This window comes from Chryseobacterium oleae (assembly GCF_900115055.1).
GTDB lineage: Bacteria > Bacteroidota > Bacteroidia > Flavobacteriales > Weeksellaceae > Chryseobacterium > Chryseobacterium oleae.
The window spans coordinates 457,948-475,540 of record NZ_FOVD01000003.1; the positions used below are offsets into that span (position 1 = coordinate 457,948).

At 34.4% G+C, this 17,593-nt stretch carries 16 protein-coding genes; 11 read left to right on the forward strand and 5 right to left on the reverse strand.

Annotation, left to right across the window (positions count from 1 at the left end; all coding sequences use genetic code 11):
* Positions 1-509 precede the first annotated feature (509 nt).
* The 10 genes from BM143_RS12725 to BM143_RS24010 all read left to right on the forward strand — a co-directional run bounded on the left by BM143_RS12725 (position 510) and on the right by BM143_RS24010 (position 6,983).
* Positions 510-1,451: an MBL fold metallo-hydrolase gene (locus BM143_RS12725; protein ID WP_090024817.1), complete on the forward strand. Its 942-nt coding sequence runs from the start codon at positions 510-512 to the stop codon at positions 1,449-1,451.
* A gap of 479 nt (positions 1,452-1,930) precedes the next feature.
* Positions 1,931-2,224, forward strand: coding sequence for a hypothetical protein (locus BM143_RS12730; RefSeq protein WP_090024818.1), 294 nt, complete (start codon positions 1,931-1,933; stop codon positions 2,222-2,224).
* A 1-nt stretch (position 2,225) separates the two neighbouring features.
* The gene (locus tag BM143_RS12735; protein ID WP_139222035.1) at positions 2,226-3,050 is read left to right on the forward strand and encodes a hypothetical protein; all 825 of its coding nucleotides are present in this window, start codon (positions 2,226-2,228) and stop codon (positions 3,048-3,050) included.
* Between the two features lie 138 nt (positions 3,051-3,188).
* Positions 3,189-3,611 (forward strand): transposase, encoded by a 423-nt coding sequence (locus BM143_RS12740; RefSeq protein ID WP_090024820.1) that lies wholly within the window; start codon positions 3,189-3,191, stop codon positions 3,609-3,611.
* A 27-nt stretch (positions 3,612-3,638) separates the two neighbouring features.
* Positions 3,639-3,950 (forward strand): hypothetical protein, encoded by a 312-nt coding sequence (locus tag BM143_RS12745; protein ID WP_090024821.1) that lies wholly within the window; start codon positions 3,639-3,641, stop codon positions 3,948-3,950.
* 17 nt (positions 3,951-3,967) lie between these two features.
* The gene (locus BM143_RS12750; RefSeq protein WP_090024822.1) at positions 3,968-4,204 is read left to right on the forward strand and encodes a hypothetical protein; all 237 of its coding nucleotides are present in this window, start codon (positions 3,968-3,970) and stop codon (positions 4,202-4,204) included.
* Positions 4,205-4,676: 472 nt separating this feature from the next.
* Positions 4,677-5,471 (forward strand): LuxR C-terminal-related transcriptional regulator, encoded by a 795-nt coding sequence (locus tag BM143_RS12755; protein ID WP_090024823.1) that lies wholly within the window; start codon positions 4,677-4,679, stop codon positions 5,469-5,471.
* A gap of 164 nt (positions 5,472-5,635) precedes the next feature.
* Positions 5,636-6,427, forward strand: coding sequence for a LuxR C-terminal-related transcriptional regulator (locus BM143_RS12760; RefSeq protein ID WP_090024824.1), 792 nt, complete (start codon positions 5,636-5,638; stop codon positions 6,425-6,427).
* A 237-nt stretch (positions 6,428-6,664) separates the two neighbouring features.
* Complete coding sequence (locus tag BM143_RS24005; RefSeq protein WP_167375284.1) at positions 6,665-6,808, forward strand: bacteriocin-like protein; 144 nt, start codon at positions 6,665-6,667, stop codon at positions 6,806-6,808.
* 28 nt (positions 6,809-6,836) lie between these two features.
* Positions 6,837-6,983 (forward strand): bacteriocin-like protein, encoded by a 147-nt coding sequence (locus BM143_RS24010; protein WP_167375285.1) that lies wholly within the window; start codon positions 6,837-6,839, stop codon positions 6,981-6,983.
* Between the two features lie 214 nt (positions 6,984-7,197).
* On the opposite strand, the gene BM143_RS12765 is transcribed toward BM143_RS24010, so the two are convergent.
* Positions 7,198-7,809 (reverse strand): DUF6134 family protein, encoded by a 612-nt coding sequence (locus tag BM143_RS12765; RefSeq protein ID WP_090024825.1) that lies wholly within the window; start codon positions 7,807-7,809, stop codon positions 7,198-7,200.
* 599 nt (positions 7,810-8,408) lie between these two features.
* On the opposite strand from BM143_RS12765, the gene BM143_RS12770 reads away from it, so the two are divergent.
* Positions 8,409-11,474: a M60 family metallopeptidase gene (locus tag BM143_RS12770; RefSeq protein WP_167375286.1), complete on the forward strand. Its 3,066-nt coding sequence runs from the start codon at positions 8,409-8,411 to the stop codon at positions 11,472-11,474.
* A 109-nt stretch (positions 11,475-11,583) separates the two neighbouring features.
* Here BM143_RS12770 and BM143_RS12775 read toward each other — a convergent pair whose 3' ends face one another.
* The 4 genes from BM143_RS12775 to BM143_RS12790 all read right to left on the reverse strand — a co-directional run bounded on the left by BM143_RS12775 (position 11,584) and on the right by BM143_RS12790 (position 16,847).
* Positions 11,584-12,906, reverse strand: a complete 1,323-nt coding sequence (locus BM143_RS12775; protein ID WP_090024827.1) for a hypothetical protein — start codon at positions 12,904-12,906, stop codon at positions 11,584-11,586.
* A 518-nt stretch (positions 12,907-13,424) separates the two neighbouring features.
* The gene (locus BM143_RS12780; protein ID WP_090024828.1) at positions 13,425-14,540 is read right to left on the reverse strand and encodes a nuclear transport factor 2 family protein; all 1,116 of its coding nucleotides are present in this window, start codon (positions 14,538-14,540) and stop codon (positions 13,425-13,427) included.
* 99 nt (positions 14,541-14,639) lie between these two features.
* Positions 14,640-15,287: a helix-turn-helix domain-containing protein gene (locus BM143_RS24015; RefSeq protein WP_167375287.1), complete on the reverse strand. Its 648-nt coding sequence runs from the start codon at positions 15,285-15,287 to the stop codon at positions 14,640-14,642.
* A 576-nt stretch (positions 15,288-15,863) separates the two neighbouring features.
* Complete coding sequence (locus BM143_RS12790) at positions 15,864-16,847, reverse strand: hypothetical protein (protein ID WP_090024830.1); 984 nt, start codon at positions 16,845-16,847, stop codon at positions 15,864-15,866.
* Positions 16,848-17,593 lie beyond the last annotated feature (746 nt).

Sequence of the window (17,593 nt, forward strand, 5' to 3'; positions counted from 1 at the left end):
AATTCAAAAATTATAAATCTAAGCTTGAGTGTTTCGGACAAAACTAAACATGAAAGACCTTATTATGAAATTTATGATGTTATCAGATTGTTAGCTAAAACAGAAAAAATAAATAATATATTGTTAACAAATAAATAGCTACAACATTGATCTATAAAGAATTATGTTTTTAAATTTGTTAACTTTACACATATTTTTAATGTATACTCATACAATATAATTAGTAGTAAAAATTGCCCATATACCTCAATGAAAAGTTAAAATGTGATGTTTTTCCAGCTGTTTCCCCTGTCTTTTATGTAGTTTTCAAGTATAGATTAGATATAAAAAGGCTTAAATCTACTTGCATCTGACATTTACTTTGGTGTAAAATCATATTTCTAAAAGCTTGCTTCCCCTAAATAATATTCCGGAATAAAGACTTTTGATAATCCAAAAAAAATCATCTTCGCTAAAAAATAGTAAATTTGCCTTGTCCAACTGTAAAAAGGATTTTTAGCTTACATACAATGAAAAAAACGGCACTTTCTTTATTCGCTATCTTTGTACATATTGCCTGTCTCGCACAAAACTTTGATATCATTCCATTAGGTATATATGGTGGTGAACAGGAAGATAACTTATCTGCTTATTTGGTGGGTGCTTCAGGAAACAGCAACTTTCTCTGTCTTGATGCCGGTACCATAAATACAGGAATACGAAAAGCAATTGAACTGAAAAGTCTCAGCGGAACAGAAGAAACCGTTCTAAAGGATCAGATTAAAGGGTATTTTATCTCACATGGCCACCTGGATCATCTATCAGGTCTGATTATCAATTCTCCGGCGGACTCTAAAAAGAATATTTTCGGTATAGCACCAGTGCTTCAAATTCTGCAAAATCATTATTTTATAACAGATACCTGGATTAATTTTGCCGATCAGGGCCAAAAACCGATGCTCGGAAAGTACCATTATCATGAACTACAGGATGACGAGATCGTTGTCGAAAATACTCCGCTTTTTCTTACGGGCTATGAGCTAAGCCATGTGAATCCTTATAAAAGCAGTGCTGCACTGGTCCGAAAGGATGATCATTATTTGCTCTATTTAGGAGATACCGGTGCTGACCGGATTGAAAAGTCGGACCGTCTTAATATACTTTGGGACCGTATCGCTCCACTTATAAAAAAAGGACAGCTCAATACAATATTAATTGAAGTATCCTTCCCTAACAGCCAACCTGAAAATCTTCTGTTTGGTCATCTCACGCCCAATCTTCTGCTGGAAGAGCTCAGCAGGTTGAAAGGAAAAACAGGACAGAAAAATTTGGAAAACCTCCATATCGTGGTCACTCACAGAAAACCAACAAAAGATAATCCGGAGATTATTAAAAAAGAATTACTGAGCAACAATCTCTTGAAGGTACATTATATTTTCCCGGAGCAAGGCAAAAAAATCAGTTTACCCTAAATATTAAAAGATGAAACAAAATTTTGTTTCATCTTTTTTATTAGCTTTTATCTTCATAAAATAATACTCATCTCTCAGTTAATGATGGCTTTTTCATTTCTCAAACTCCCCTATCAAGTCTGAGTGTTTCCTGTACAAAAACTACCTGTTGCACCAATGTTTTTTATTTCTAATTCCCATTGGAATCCCCCTTAAATACACGTTTATTAATATCGCATTTTTTTCACTACATATTGAATAAAACGATCAATAAAAAACTAAATCAATAGGAATAATCTTATTAAAAGTCACATTTCATTAACACCAAACTTGTCATAAAACATAAAAATGACAGATATCTGCTATATGTTTTGATTTTCCGGTCTATTAACTTTGCCCTCAAGATACTACCGATACAATTCGGTAAAAAAAACACAAACATTTTACGAAACTAAATTACGGATCTTTTAAAGAATTGTAATTGATATAAATGAAAAAGAATGAAAAAAGCAATGATTTCGATAGGTGTGATTGTATGCACCTCAAATGTCTTCGGACAGGTTGGCATCAATTCAGCGGTCCCCAATCCATCAAGTAACCTTACAGTAGCTCCTACAGATTTAAAGGGACAATATAAAGGAACCCTTTTAAGCCCAATGACAACAAGCCAGATCAATTCTATAGCCAATCCCGCTAAGGGCCTGATCGTTTATGACACTCTGTTAAAGTGTCTAAAAGTAAATAAGGGAACTTCAACTGCCTCTCAATGGGTATGTCTAAAAACCAGATCATAAAATGAATTGTATCAAAATGAATAAATTAAGCATTACATTGTTTATAACAGCAGGTGTAGTTTTATCAAAAGGACAAGTCGGAATAAACACTTCAACACCGGATCCGTCTGCCAATTTACATGTAGCTCCTACCAACACCTCCAATCAGTACAAAGGAACATTATTGGGAACCATGTCTACTGCTAACAGGAATTCTATTTCACAGCCGGCAACAGGTTTGATGATCTATAATACTACTGATAATTGTTTGCAGGTTAATAATGGTACACCGGCTGCTCCTCGTTGGCAGTGTCTGAATGAAGATCCTAATCTTCCTTTCGGGAACATGATTTTTGGGCGTTATAAACCTATTTATCCAGGAATTACCGCAAATATAATTTCCATTCCTCCCCCTCAATATAGTCCTACCAACAATCAGTTGTATGGTTCTTATCCTGCCAATGGAAATTTTGCATCCAATGATCTGTTTCGAGTTGATGTGGGAAGGAGAACCGGAGATACTTACTCAGCAGTTCTATATAATGTTTCCGGAGAAAGTATTGCGTTTAATTATAGCAGCAATGCATTTTACAACCCGGTTTCGGCTAATAATATCAGTTTAAATAATGCTCAGGGAAGATTTATAGATGGTGATAATATAACGTATTACACCGAAGCTCAAAATTGTTATGTAACTGTTACTTCTCCGGCTAAATGGGCAGGAAGAAAATTTTTAATAGGCGTGAATATCTTTAAAGAAGACACTTCAAACACGATTGCTACGGGTGGAAATGGAGCCGGAAAGGAAAACCAATCTATGCTCACTTACATTTTTGAATTTAAGTAATCCGATTTAAATCTTCCATCAAACTAAAAAACACATTTTCTATATTTTATCATGATTACAGGCCTTTAGAGGCTTGTGGTCTGGTAAAAATCACGAAAACAACAGGTTTCCATATTCAGTAATTTAAACAGAGAATTAATGGATTTTAAAAATATACACATAGGTCAGATCATTCATCAGAGAGTCTTGGAATCTGAAATTGATATTTATCGTATCTGTAAGTTTCTTCACTGTTCAGAGGATGAGATCAATGCCATGTATACTTCAAAAAGTCTTGATTCTGAAGTCCTATTGAGATGGAGCAAAATTTTAGAATATGATTTTTTCAGAATTTACACCCAGCATCTGATCTGGTATGCTCCGGCACTTGTAAAAAATCAGTCTGCTATAAAACAGGAATCGGGGTTGCCCAAATTCAGAAAAAACATTTATACAAAAGAAATTATTGATTTCATTTTAGGTTTGATAGCAAACGGAGAAAAAACCAAATCTCAGGTGATTACAGAATACAGAATTCCAAAAACCACCTTGTACAAATGGCTTGGAAAATATAAATCATAAGAATACATATTGATAAATACAAAAATCATGGAAACTGATGGACCTGATTATGTGAGAATTTTTTCAGATATGATTTCGAAAAAATTTCCTGAAAAATCGGCACGTTGCAAGTATTTGTTAGAAAAGAAAAAATTATCCTCATTAGAGGTAATCATTCTCAACCGTATTTTATTTCATGGTTACGAAACAAATAATGAGCACAAGTCTTATGATGATGAAAGTATTTCCAAAATACTGGAATATCAAAGAAAAAATAAGATGACTAATACTGCAATAGCTTCAATATTTAAACTCAGCCGAAATACTTTGGCAGCCTGGAAAAAAATAAAAAAAACCTGAAAAATAATATTCTAAGTATGAAAAGTAAAAAATATTATTTCCATGATAAAAACCGAAACATTATATCGGAAGACCAGTTAATTGGAAAAAAGATAGACGACCTTGAATGCTTTTTTTCTGATTATCAGGTAGAAAAACTTCATACTAATGAGCGTATTTTTATTTTGAAAAAATCTTTTTTCGGAATATTCAAATTAAGACTGCATTTATATCTTACGGAAGATACAGTATATGAGTATGCTATTCAAAATTAAAATTATTTAAATGTAACATTGCATCGGTATATTTTTTATTCATTCCATTATTTTTTTAGAGTTTGATTTAATTTCTTCTATATATTTTGTTTGGGATACCGATGCTTTGTTTTTATTCAGACTTCACAATCTTAAATGCTTTATGAATTACAATCTGAACACCAGATAATAATTCTTTAGCCTTAAAACGCCAAACAGATCAATTCTACAACTTCTAACCATTTCTCATAAAAACAGCCGAGGACAAAAAAAGGTTCAATACTGACTAAAATTTTGTTCATAAATCCGTCTGTATTATCTGCTATACGGACATTAAGAAATTTTAAATCTTAGTGCCTTTCGTGCCTGCTGTCCCTTCAACAAAATAGTTCATATCAGTAGAATAATATTGATTTTCAACCATAATCATTGGTATAATTATCGATATAAAAAAGATATCAGAGCTACCGTACCCCATTTTAATTACAATGCTATGAAAAAAAAGATCAACCCGATAGATGAACAGCAGTTCAATGATTATTTTGATAAAAAAGAGGGTGAACTGCCTAAGAATTATTTTGATTTTTTCGCGGATTGTATTAATGATGCTAAAAGTTTCGCGATAGGACCCTACTTGTGGTTTATTAATAATGGTACAAGAATGAAAACAGAAAGAACGAGTGAAAATATTGAGCAGTTTACTCCTTTTAAAAAGAAAGACTGGATCGATTCAGGTACCGAATTTTTCATGAATCTATTTCATCCGCAAGACAGAGCGTACTTGATGGCTGCCTTTGTATTTTCTGCAAATGTGCGTTTACAGTTTCTAAGAGAAGGAAAAACGGACATAATATTCAATCATTACGGCAGAATGATCAACCGAGATGGCGAGTATCGCTGGATATTACTGCAATCACCTCTTCAAATAACTCACAATTACGAAATAAAAGCTTCTATAGTCTTTATTTACGATCTCTCTCATTTTATTATTCAAAACATGCCACTGCTTTCCATCATAGATTTTACGGATAATGAAGTTCAATATTTCAGGCATACAGATCAGGACCTGCATAAAATAGATATGGAAAAACCTACGATAACCAATCGGGAAAAAGATGTTCTAAAACTTATGGCACAGGGGTTCAACAGCCCTGAAATTGCAGAGAAGCTTTTCCTCTCCTATCATACGGTAGAAAATCATAAACGGAACCTCAGAAAAAAAACAAATACTAAAACTTCAGCGGAACTGATTGCTTTTACGATGAATCACAGTCTTCTTGTGCTCTAAAATAAAGGCATCATTTTATGAATGGATTTACATGGGTTTCTGGAAATCCTAAATTCCCTCATAGCTTTCTGCTCCACTTTTAAAAAGCTTCTTTCAACTCTTAAGAGAAATATCATCGTTATAAAACACGCCTTATTCAACAATATTATTCCATTGATCATGCTATGAAAAAAAAGATTAATCCGATAGATGAACAGCAATTTTATGATTATTTTGCAAAGAACAGTGATTTGCCTAAAAACTATTTTGATTTTTTTTCGGAGTCAATTAAAAATGCTAAAAAATTCTCTATTGGCCCCTACTTCTGGTTCATTACCAACAATACAAAAATGAGAACTGAACGGATCAGTGAAAATATTGAGCAATTTACTCCTTACCGTAAAAAAGAATGGCTTAATTCAGATACTGATTTTTTTATGAATCTTTTTCATCCGGATGACAGACGTCATATCATGGCTGCCTTTGTATTTTCCGCCACTTTACGCCTGCAGCTTCTAAGGGCCGGAAAAACAGAAGTAAGATTTAATTATTATGGCAGAATGATCAACCAAGATGGAGAATATCGCTGGATATTGTTACAGTCCCCTCTTCAATACATTAACAATTATGAAATAAAAGCCTCTTTAGTCGTTATTTACGATCTATCTCATTTCATTATTCAAAATATGCCGTTACTTTCTATCATAGATTTTACGGATAATGAAGTTCGGTATTTCAAGCATATAGATCAAGACCTGCATAAAATAGATATGGAAAAACCTACGATAACCAATCGGGAAAAAGATGTCCTAAAGCTTATGGCACAGGGATTCAACAGCCCTGAAATTGCAGAGAAGCTTTTCCTCTCCTATCATACGGTGGAAAATCATAAACGGAACCTCAGAAAAAAAACAAATACTAAAACTTCTGCAGAACTGATTGCTTTTACGATGAATCACAGCCTGCTCGTGCTTTAAAATAAAGACCTATTAAATAATTCGTTTTTCAAAAGAGTTTCTGGTTTGCTAACAACATTCTACGCCATATTTATATGGCATTTATCAAAGTTTTCAGAAATTATTTCCTACTGAATCATAGAATGTTTAACCTGAGAATATCATACAATAAAACTCATTTAAGAGAAATATTTTTAGAATAATTTTATTTTAGTTGAAGAAAATTGATTAATTTCGGATACAACTAAACCTATTCATATGAAAAATTTAAAAAAAATCGAAAGACAGGAATTGAAGGCTATAAAAGGAGGTATTAACTGCCCGGGTGGCCAGATATGTTTAATCAGCGGCAAATGGCAGTGTATGCCATACGACGGATGCGGCGGTGGAAATCAGCCTTAAATTTTAAGTTTAACCCAATTACTTTATTATGAAAAATTCTAAAAAAATATCAAGAGATCAGTTGAAGAATATCAATGGTGGGGCATTAAGCTGCTCCGAAGCTTGTTGTCCGCCTCCGGGAATCAAAAGATGTCCCTGGGTGATTTGCATTGCACCATGTGAAATACTGAGCTAAAGCCTAAAAGGTATCAGAGCAATGATAACTATATCCTAAAATATAATCATTTAAAAATAAATAAACCTTAGAATCTCTGATTCTAAGGTTTATTATTGATATGAGACTTACTATAAAATATACCACAAGGAAGCTAACTTGAATTATCATAATACTAAAAAGATAGTCGAAAATAAAAGAGATCTGCTATTTGTGACGAGCACTTTAATACATTTTATTTGGAGTTCGTATTAAGAACAAACTTTAGGTTCGCAAAATCTGTATTAGCTTCCACCAAAGTGCAAATTCCGTTGCTGTATGTATAAGTAGTGGTGTTTCCGTTCGGCAGATCTATCCTGTATTTTTTGGAATTAACCTTTTGAATAGGAATCATTTTCTGGAATTTCTCCGAAAAAACAGATTTCATATTTCCTGGCTCATTAAAATACAGACTTGCCGTAGAGCTGAAAATGGACTGTTTCAAAGAACCACTGGCACCATCTTTATCCGAAAGATTATAAAAACTGCCGTTCCATGTAGCGGTATTATTCACTTTGAGCTTCCCGTTCATTGTCCGGTACAATTTAGCCTGCTGCAGAATATTCTGTTTAAAAGTGACCCCCATTTTGTCGTAAATTTCAATACTGTAAAGGATTCTCACTTTAGCCCGGGATTCAAAAAGATATTCGGTGACATCGTCTTTCAAAAAACGTTCCACACGGATATTACCAATGGTTTTATCGTCTTTTATAATAGAATAATTCAGATATTCTTTGGTAACAGCTGTTGTCGTATCGGGTTGAAAAGAATTGAACAACATCATCGAAAAAATCAGGAGTGTTTTCATTGTTTTTTTATTTTTTTTAAATAATTAGGGTGTCTTTATAGGGCATTCTATGGGTGGGTATGTAACATCCAAAACGGATTTTGGTTACCTGCTCTTTTTACTTTTTCTGCATTCATAATAAAAATAAGTATGATGCAAAATTAGGCATCGGAAAAGCTTAGAATGTTCAGCAGGATAAATACGAACCTATTAAAGCAATACAATATAAATATCTGATTATTAATTGTTTAAATAATATATTCCGTTCCAATTTATAATACTGAACCGGATTATATGCAAAATCACAATTCTTTACACCCGTAATTCCTATACAGTAAATATTAAAGATAAATTTGAAATTCAAAAACAAAATTCCTCCAATCCTTTCATATATATCAACATATTGGGAAAAATGACAATATAGTATCAACTAATGAAAAAAAAGACAAGCCCTAACATGGATATATAGATTAACTTTAGGAATCGAGGAAGTTACGAAACAGTTTACCAAAAATAATTAGGAAGGGATGGAAACCTTATGGAATTATAGATTCACCACCATGTATAGTTATCATATTTTTTTTAAATCCACGAAAACTTATTACTTTAAATATATGATTATGAAAAAATTACTATTGTATTTCTTTGTTTTATGGGGATCGCTTGTATTTTCGCAGCTTTATCAGGTTCCCGTATATTCAGGTACCTCTTTGCAGCCGGCACAGCCCGGAGCTGAATTTGCAAAGTTGCTTGATGGCGATAATACCACTATTTATCACTCCAAATGGTCTCAGAGCGGTATTCCGGATGAGCTTAAATTTTATTTTACCTCCAATGTCACCAGCATTAAAAAGCTGGTTTACACGCCCAGACAATCCGGGACAAACGGAATGTGGACCAATGTAAGTATTTCCTACAGTACACAGGCAGCTCCCAACACTTTCATTGCGGTAAGCAATAATTTAACCTGGGCAACCAATGCTCAGGATAAGGAGGTAGTTTTTCCAACAGCAATCCAGAATCCTTACATTATTAAAATTTCGGTCAACGCTGGCGTAGGAAACTTCTCAAGCTGCGCCGAGATGAAATTCTTTTCTGAAACACAGCCTGTAATTGCTGACGGTACGGACTGTACCATCAATACTTCAGAACTAAGTGTAAATGGCGCCAACGATACAAAGGCCACCATCATTCCTTCGGGAACTACAGCATCATCTTATCAGTCGGGAGAAAATATCGATAAGTCTTATGATAATAATGTAAGCACGCTCTATCACTCTTCGTATGGCAATACTGTTTTTCCGGTAGTATTAAATTACAGATTAGACGGGATCACTCCTATCGATTATCTGAAATACACGCCCAGAACCAGCGGAGACAACGGTCGGTTTGGAAGTGTGAGCATCAGTTATAATACGACGGCAAACAGTACGTTTGTTACCCTGATGTCGTTTGACTTTCAGCATTCTTCTTCTCCTGTGAATGTCTATTTTCCTAATCAGATTACTCCTTTAAATGTGAGGATTACGGTAAACAACGGCCAGGGAAATTTCGCAAGCTGTGCTGAAATGGGCTTTTACACAGCGGGCTCTTCAGGAGCAGCAAATCCTTATCCTCAGATTTTTGCCAACACTCTTTACTCAGCGTTAAAGCCTGCTGTTACCCAGGCAGATATCGACGGGATCACATCGCCGTTTTATAAAGGGTTGGCGCAGTGTCTGTTCAACAGGACTTATGTAGATAAATACAGAGTGCAGGATTATAAGGTTTATCCACCTATTGCTGTTACGACAGGTAATTTAAAAGTAGGAACCGGCTACGATAGTTTTGAAAACCCTACAGGTATTGTGTTTGCACAGGGAAATAAGATGGCTTTGTTTGCTGAGAATATTCCTTCAGGAGCCAGTATTTCGCTGCAGGTGAAAGATTTTTCTACCGTTCTTGGCGGTACCACCTCCTATTATGAACTTCATAATGGTTTGAATGTATTTCAGCTTACCAACAGTGGCCTTGGATACATCAGTTATTACAATACCAATACGTTATTGCCTGATATTAAGATCAATATTGTTTCCGGTAAGGTCAATGGTCTTTATCACTATCAAACATCTGCACAAAGTGACTGGCAAACGGATCTTACGAATTCAGCATACCATATGATTGACGTTGTAGGGCAGCATTCTCATTTGGTTTATAAAAAAAGTATGCTTAAAAATTATGCTCCTTTTAATCCTGCGGAACTTATTTCAAAATACGACCTTATTGTAAAAAATGAGTGGCTTGTGATGGGATTGTATAAATATAATCTGGTTCCGAAAAACCGCATGTTCAGCTATAGCAATAATGGCGGAGGATGGTATGCCGGCGGATTAGGGATCAATATGGATTCTGACTGGGGCGAAGAAAGTATGGCAGATGTCAATCAATTGTCTTTATGGGGGCTTGCACATGAATTCGGACACATCAATCAGATCAGACCGGATATTAAATGGATTGGGACTACAGAAGTTACCAATAATATGCACAGTACATGGGTAGATTATCATATGAACCCACAAAACGATGGAATGTCCCGTCTGGAAAGAGAATCTGTAGAACCAGCCACTGGAATGACCAGCATCGCGGGCGGAAGAATAAACGGAGCTATTTTGAATACCACAATCAATCAGGAAGCTTTACAGGGGAATACCAATACAGATGTTTTCAAAGTGCTGGTCCCTTTCTGGCAGCTTGAACTGTATTATCAGCTGGCCGGAGCTTCACGAAATGCCCCGATTCTGTCCTTTAATTATCCGACTAATTATACGGGAGTAGATTATGCGCACTGGTTCGGGACAGTTGCCAACAAAGCAAGAAGTTTCAATGCTTCAGGGGTTTCAAATGGTGAACTGCTTCTGAATTTCGTGAAAAATACCTGCGATGCGGTGCAGGAAGATTTAACCGGATTCTTCATTAAAACCGGGTTTTTAAAACCAATAAACAGATCTATTGATGATTACGGCACCGGACAGCTTACCATTACGCAAGCTCAGATCGATGCTACTGTTGCATCCATACAGGCTAAAAACTATCAGAAGCCTGTTTCTCCGGTGATGCATTATATTTCATCCCGAAGTGTCGGGGCTTTCCGCAACCAACTTCCGTTAAGCGGCCAGACAGGTCAGGGTGCTGCTTTAAGCAATAATTATCTTACGGTACAGCACAGTGTCTGGAAAAATGCAGTAGCCTATGAGACATTCAATGCCAATAATCAATTGATTTATGTATCTGTAACGGGTACGGGTGACACTACCAACCAAACTACAAAAGTGTACTACCCTTCTACAGCTGTAGCTGTTTATGCAGTGGGTTATGACGGCCAGAAAATTCTGGTGTATCCTTCTACGCCACCTTCAACCCTTAGAGTTACGGAAGCGGAAAATAAAGATTTTGAATTGATTGTTTATCCTAATCCTGTGGAGCAGAATGGCACTATTCACATTCAATTAAAAAATGCTTCAGGAAATTACAGTGCACAGATTTCCGGTATGGATGGTAAAGTACTCTTCAGTTCAAAAGGAAGTCTTGAATCTATTGAAAAATCCATCAATGCAGATCTTCCTAAGTATCCAGCCGGCACTTATTTACTTTCTCTGAAAGATGCCAAAGGAAATATCTTTAAAGCGGCAAAGATCATCAGGAAATAATATTTTTTGAATTTATTTTAAATAGAAAGCACAGACCAAAAAATCTGTGCTTTCTATATTTAAAAAGGATGACAAATGCCATCTTATATATGTTATTCAGAGTTTAATTCTAAAAATAAAAATCCCTGTGATAGATTGGATATTCCTTCTGGATAAGAGGAAACGTGCCTTCATATCTGAAAGGATTAACCCCGAATCCATAAAACAGATTGGCCTGGATTCTCGCTTTCAAATCAATAACGCCTTTTCTTTCAGGGATAAGAACTACCCCCAGCGAAGGAACGGCAGATACTCTTCCTTTTAAACCTGAATTGGCTAAGGGAACGGTGATAAACATCAGGCCGACAGCACCTTTCGCTTCTACTCCAGCCTCCGCATTCACGTTGCCTTCCAGATTGGTGATTCTCAGGTCATCTTCTTTTTTCAGTGAAACATTCATGGATGGATTTCTTCCGACCAAAATATTGGCATTTCCTGTAATATCAAGAAGTTTAACCTGTGCTTTTCCTGTAGCGGCTATTCCTACATAAGGACCTGCTGAAACTGTCGGGCTTAATATAAGACCTGTAGGCCCCAGTACGATGGGCGCAATAGGAATATTAAGATAATCCGTTACACTGACAGTATAACCTAAACTTCCCTGGATATTCGCAAAAGTCTGCAGGGCTATTTCGTCCATCATAAAGTTGACTTCAAAATTGGTTAATCTTCCGAAAGAAAAATCAATTTTATAATCAATTTTTGGAGTGAATCCTCCTTTTATATGGACATTAGATGCTACGGATACGGGACCTGCCTGTTGGGTAGGCAAAGGAATGGTTTTATCAAAGTTGAAACGGTTGAATTCGATCAGTTTTTGTGATGCGCCTGATGATTTTCTTTCAAGATTTTCAATACCGTTTACCAGATTTGGAGTCGTGAAACCCTTCAAAGGAACGTAATTAGCCATCTTTCCATTAATATTGACCGGTTTATTTTCGGCCGGGTCATAGGTTCCGCTGATGGTTCCGCTATAAATAAATTCTTCAAGTTTTGCGCTTTCCGTCTGCACAAAGATCTGATTCTGTACCTTAGATACGGAAGTCACTTTGGCAAGAATGGTATGTACCTGATCTCCGTCTAACTGGGTTCCGGTAAGGATACTTCCCGTTTGGATACTGTCTGTTTGTGGTGAAGATCTGCTGAATATAATTTCACGATTATTGGTAGAAGAAATCGCCGATATCGATTCCTCATTAAGAATAATCACATTTTTCTGCAGGGTAATATCCCCCATTTTTTTCAGGTTTTGAGTTTCTGGCGCACCCAAAGTACCATTCCCTTCCGGTTCATTCTGTTCACAGGAAGTGAGCATTAGAAACGAAAATAAATAAAAGATGATCAGTAAAGATCCTTTTTCATAAATTTTTGATTTTCGGTAGTTATTTTTCATGCTGTCAAATATTTCACCTAAGTTAGAATTTAAAATTCCGATAACTTAATTTTCTGTTAAGATCTATTATGCACACAATAAAGATCATTCAATCAATAGTTTAATGTTCAGAGACTATAAAGGATCAATTTCAAAACTGGGAAGAGATAAACATTTTTTGATGCAAAGATTCGTTTAGGAGGCGCTGAGTTCTGAGAAAGATAAGAGTTCAACTACGTCACTGATAAAGCATATGAATAAAACGCTCGCTTAGTCGAATCAATGAAATTGATTCCTTCTTTGCTCAACTTATATTATACGGAATTATAATCGAACTTTGCGTGAAAAAAAACTGTTTTTTTATAATTGAATTGTAAAAATTAACCACGGATTACACGGATATACACAGATGATTGGGTTGATGTTTCCAAGTATTTTTGATGATAAAATTTAATTTGACACAAAAAAATTGATTATAAAAACAAAAACCTCCAGATTAAATCTAAAGGTTTTTATCTCTTAAATATTGATCAATTATTCTACTTATTTTTCTCAATCCATTCAATAATTTTTAAGGCAACACTATTGGATGACTGAAAATTCTGCCCTGTGATAATCCGGCCATCCTGTTCAACATAAGCTTCATTTTTCTTTGAGAATTTAAAATCGCCCCCTCTCTCTTCTATGGTCTTCTGAATTAAGAATGGAAAGTGTTTAAAATATTCGCCATCCTGTTTTTCAAAGGAATCAGGATAACCACTTATTTTTTTCCCTTCCACTAAGAATTTGCCATTTTTAGTTTTCAGGTTAACAATACCCGCCGTTCCATGACATACCGAAGAAATAATGCCGTTATTATCTTCATACACCTGCAAAGCAATGCGTTGAATCGCTGAATTTTCAGGAACATCATACATGGCACTTCCACCTCCGATATAATGAACTGCTTTGTACATTCTATAATCAATTTCTTCAGGTTTCACCGTATGTTCTAAGGTGTACATAAAGTCCCGGTTATATACATATTGCTTTTGCAGGCTGTCAGAGGTATTGATGTAGGCTAAAGGAATAGCACCACCTTTAGGGCTTACAAAATCAACGGTATACCCCGAATCTACAAAAGTATCATAAGCATTTACGATTTCAGCAAAGCTGTTTCCTGTTGAAATGGTTGATTTTCCGTAATAATGGGCATTGGAAACAATGAATAGTATTTTTTTTCCGGATTTGTTACTTGATTTGCTGCTTGCAGATTTGCTGATTATTCTCCATTCCCCCTGAAGTTTTTTGAGCAGAAACATATCCATAAATTCCTGTTTTTTTTCAGGAATGAGAATTTCGGCTTTTGCAACAGCAATATCATTATAAAATTCTATCGAGACGATTTTCCCTAAACGACCATTAAATACGCCTTTACTCCCTTTTTGAAACCAGGTAACATATTCTGAAATGGGAACGATCCATAAAGGTTTTTCTTTGTGGCTTAGAAAAAGATTGGCTTCAGCATAAAAAGCTTTACTGATATGGTCAGGCTTATTATAGGATGTACCCTCAATATAGTTTTGAATACAGTTTTCAATCAGAACCTGATCCGATTGTGAAAAACATAAATTGGACAGTAATGCAAATAGGGTTGCAAGAAAGATTTTTTTCATAAACTTAAGATTTTAACGTTTTAAAAATGTTTCTCAAAATTATATTGATTCATTTTTAAAACGTTCCAGATTTATGAATATGAAGTCCGGATGTATATTTTAGGAGTAAAAATTATCTTTTTGATAATTTGAAGGCGTAGTTCCTGTGATTTTTTTAAATGAACTGTAAAATGTACTGCTGGAATTAAACCCGGATTCAAAGCCCACAGCATCTATTTTGAACTGAGTGTTTCCTTTTAATAACCGTTTTGCTTCATCAATCCGATATTCATTGATGAACTGAGTAAAACTTTTCTTCAAATTGTCATTGATAAACTGTGACAGCAATTGAGGGCGAATATGTAATTCCTTTGCTAAAATTGATAATGTAAGATCAGGATTAGTATACATTTTTCTCGTTTCAAAAAGGACACTGATTTGTTCCTGAATTTCCTTAACTAATTTTTCATCTATTTTGTTGACGTATTTTTCTTTAAGAGTCACTGAAACTGATGCTTTGCTTTTTACATAATAAATCAAAAGGAAGGAAATGTAAAAGCTGAAGGAAAAAGCCAGCGATCCGGAAATATAGGATGTGTATTTAGCTAAAGTATAAGAAAGCCAAATGGCTGAAACCCCAAAAATAACCGACAATACCCAGGTTTCGTGATAGCTGATTTGGTTACGATTCGTCACCAGCTTCCTGAAAATCTGTCTGGCTTCATAAATGGATAATACAATAAAAACAAACCATTGAATATTGATCAAGTAATAAATTATTCCTTTCCATATGGCAGGATTATCCTTGTATGGAAAAAGAAAACCAAACCCGCTTATGATGACAATGATTAGCGTGAGACTATATTTTGCAAAAGAATAATTAAGATTTTGCAGTATGGATCTGACATAAAAATACAACAAAGGACCAATTAAAAAACAAGCTGACAAACCTATTTGTAAATACGTTTTTGACAACTGCGGATTGAAATTGTAAAATACGGACTTTCCTATTCTTACACTTAAAGACAATAATAAAAGCCCAAGAAACAAATCAGACTGAGCTTTGTGGTGCTTGAAGAATAAAAAGTAAAAACTCAGAACAACACTATTAAAAACACCCAGGGCACTTAAAAAAAATAATATTTGATCGTCAATATTCATGAGTTGGAAAATACTTTCTTTTTGGAATGGTTAGCAGTTCACTTAAATAAACCCGCTCAACCGGTTGAATTAGTTTTTACAATACTAATAAAAATATCCATGAGATAAGTAAGTTTTTTTCATGAATTGGGTGTTTTGGCGCTAAACAATATGGTTTACAATTCGTTACCTATAAACGCCGTTTTATTTTTTGGGTACATATTTTTTTAATTTGTCGTCAATATAGTAGGCTGTTTCATTTTTTTCTTCCCGAACCAAGAAATAAAATTTCAATTTTTTTCTATCTTCTAAATCATATTTTTCGTCTACATTCTGATCTGTTGTGTAATTAATTTCATCAATTTTAAGTGCTTTCTGTGGTTTAATGAGCCAGGTCATGGTCAACAAGTCCAGTACTCCATACGATTCATCATTGGATTCAATAGAATACCCATAATACTTTCTTCTTGTAGAATGTTCTGAATCAATAAAAGAAAAATAACCTTCTGTTTGACTTCTGCTATTGCTGATGATGTCATTTATAAGTTTTTTTTCTCCATTCATATTAATGAAACCCAGTTCTCCACCTACCGTTTTGTATTTGAACCAAATGTTGTCATTTCCTATGTCTACAATTTGCAAACTGGAATAATCAAAATCAAGGTTTTTTAAAGTTTCACCATCAGATTTTATGACTGCATATGTATTATCCTTAATGGCGATAGCAAAATCCTCATTCCTGTATTTAAATAATTCCGGACAGTAAGTATAAGTGTCTGAAAAAGAAAAAATTGAATTATTGACTACATAAAACCCTTTTGAATATGCTTTTTTGATAGGGCCATTTCCTGGAGAAGCTTCAAAAATTTGCCAGTTTTGCAAAAAAACCTCCATTTTCTTAGTTGTTTTGTTGATTTCAAAATAGGCAATATTATCGTAATTCCCTCTTAAATTGGGTTTAGCAAAATCTAATTGGTAATAGTTGGGCTTTACAACAATTTTATTGTTTTTTGAATTTAAATACCCCATTCCTTTTTCAGTTTGATAAGGAACCAGATTTTTGAAATCCATGGCCTTAATGCTAACAAAATCTTTTTCGATAATGTTTTTTATGCTGTCTTCATATTTTTCCTGGGAAAAAGCGGAACTAAAAATAAAAAAGGATAAAAAGGATAATTTTCTGATCATATTTTTTCTTGTATGTTATAAAGATGGCAGATAACGTTTTCGTTCTTCTCAACGTTTGTATGCTATTAAAGTGATTATTACACGGCATTCGGAAATAAAAAAAACCTTAGAATAAGATATTCTAAGGTTTTCTTTTGCGGAGAGAGAGGGATTCGAACCCCTCTTGCAAATGCTCTATTTATACTATTTTTTCTTGATAAATCTAAAAGTGCCATGAAATTGCCAAAATTTCAATAATATAGATTCACATAATAAAATGTACTATTTCTGCAAAATTTTTACAACTTGAACCAAAGAACGCTTTAATTTCTAGTTGTAAATATAAAACATTTCAACAATATGTAAAAGCCAGATTTAACTTTCGATACAGAAACTGAAACTCTTTTATACTCAATATTTTAATGAATATCGGGGATCATATTACACAAACCCTAACTAATCTCATCAAAGATATAGAAATATTGTTGACAAAATATAATAAGATATAGCAAACCCCCATCCAAAATTAAAGGTTTCAATTTTCTCAGCTTTTTCTTTTTGATTTCAATTATGGTGATATTGACAACCTGTCAATTGATTCGGAAGAAAACCATCATCTTGCATTCTTATAAATTGGGATTACAAAGGTCTTGCGTATCCTTCTGGCAGATACATCGAAATCCAAAATTTTTAAATTGTGATGACATAAAAAAGATAAAAATAATATGGAGTAAGTCCTTGGTCTTATTTTCCAAATTACAGTATCG

Coding starts and splice junctions, on each gene's coding strand:
- BM143_RS12725 (WP_090024817.1), top strand. CDS start 510: ATGAAAAAAACGGCACTTTCTTTATTCGCTATCTTTGTACATATTGCC.
- BM143_RS12730 (WP_090024818.1), top strand. CDS start 1,931: ATGAAAAAAGCAATGATTTCGATAGGTGTGATTGTATGCACCTCAAAT.
- BM143_RS12735 (WP_139222035.1), top strand. CDS start 2,226: ATGAATTGTATCAAAATGAATAAATTAAGCATTACATTGTTTATAACA.
- BM143_RS12740 (WP_090024820.1), top strand. CDS start 3,189: ATGGATTTTAAAAATATACACATAGGTCAGATCATTCATCAGAGAGTC.
- BM143_RS12745 (WP_090024821.1), top strand. CDS start 3,639: ATGGAAACTGATGGACCTGATTATGTGAGAATTTTTTCAGATATGATT.
- BM143_RS12750 (WP_090024822.1), top strand. CDS start 3,968: ATGAAAAGTAAAAAATATTATTTCCATGATAAAAACCGAAACATTATA.
- BM143_RS12755 (WP_090024823.1), top strand. CDS start 4,677: ATGAAAAAAAAGATCAACCCGATAGATGAACAGCAGTTCAATGATTAT.
- BM143_RS12760 (WP_090024824.1), top strand. CDS start 5,636: ATGAAAAAAAAGATTAATCCGATAGATGAACAGCAATTTTATGATTAT.
- BM143_RS24005 (WP_167375284.1), top strand. CDS start 6,665: ATGAAAAATTTAAAAAAAATCGAAAGACAGGAATTGAAGGCTATAAAA.
- BM143_RS24010 (WP_167375285.1), top strand. CDS start 6,837: ATGAAAAATTCTAAAAAAATATCAAGAGATCAGTTGAAGAATATCAAT.
- BM143_RS12765 (WP_090024825.1), bottom strand. CDS start 7,809: ATGAAAACACTCCTGATTTTTTCGATGATGTTGTTCAATTCTTTTCAA.
- BM143_RS12770 (WP_167375286.1), top strand. CDS start 8,409: ATGAAAAAATTACTATTGTATTTCTTTGTTTTATGGGGATCGCTTGTA.
- BM143_RS12775 (WP_090024827.1), bottom strand. CDS start 12,906: ATGAAAAATAACTACCGAAAATCAAAAATTTATGAAAAAGGATCTTTA.
- BM143_RS12780 (WP_090024828.1), bottom strand. CDS start 14,540: ATGAAAAAAATCTTTCTTGCAACCCTATTTGCATTACTGTCCAATTTA.
- BM143_RS12790 (WP_090024830.1), bottom strand. CDS start 16,847: ATGATCAGAAAATTATCCTTTTTATCCTTTTTTATTTTTAGTTCCGCT.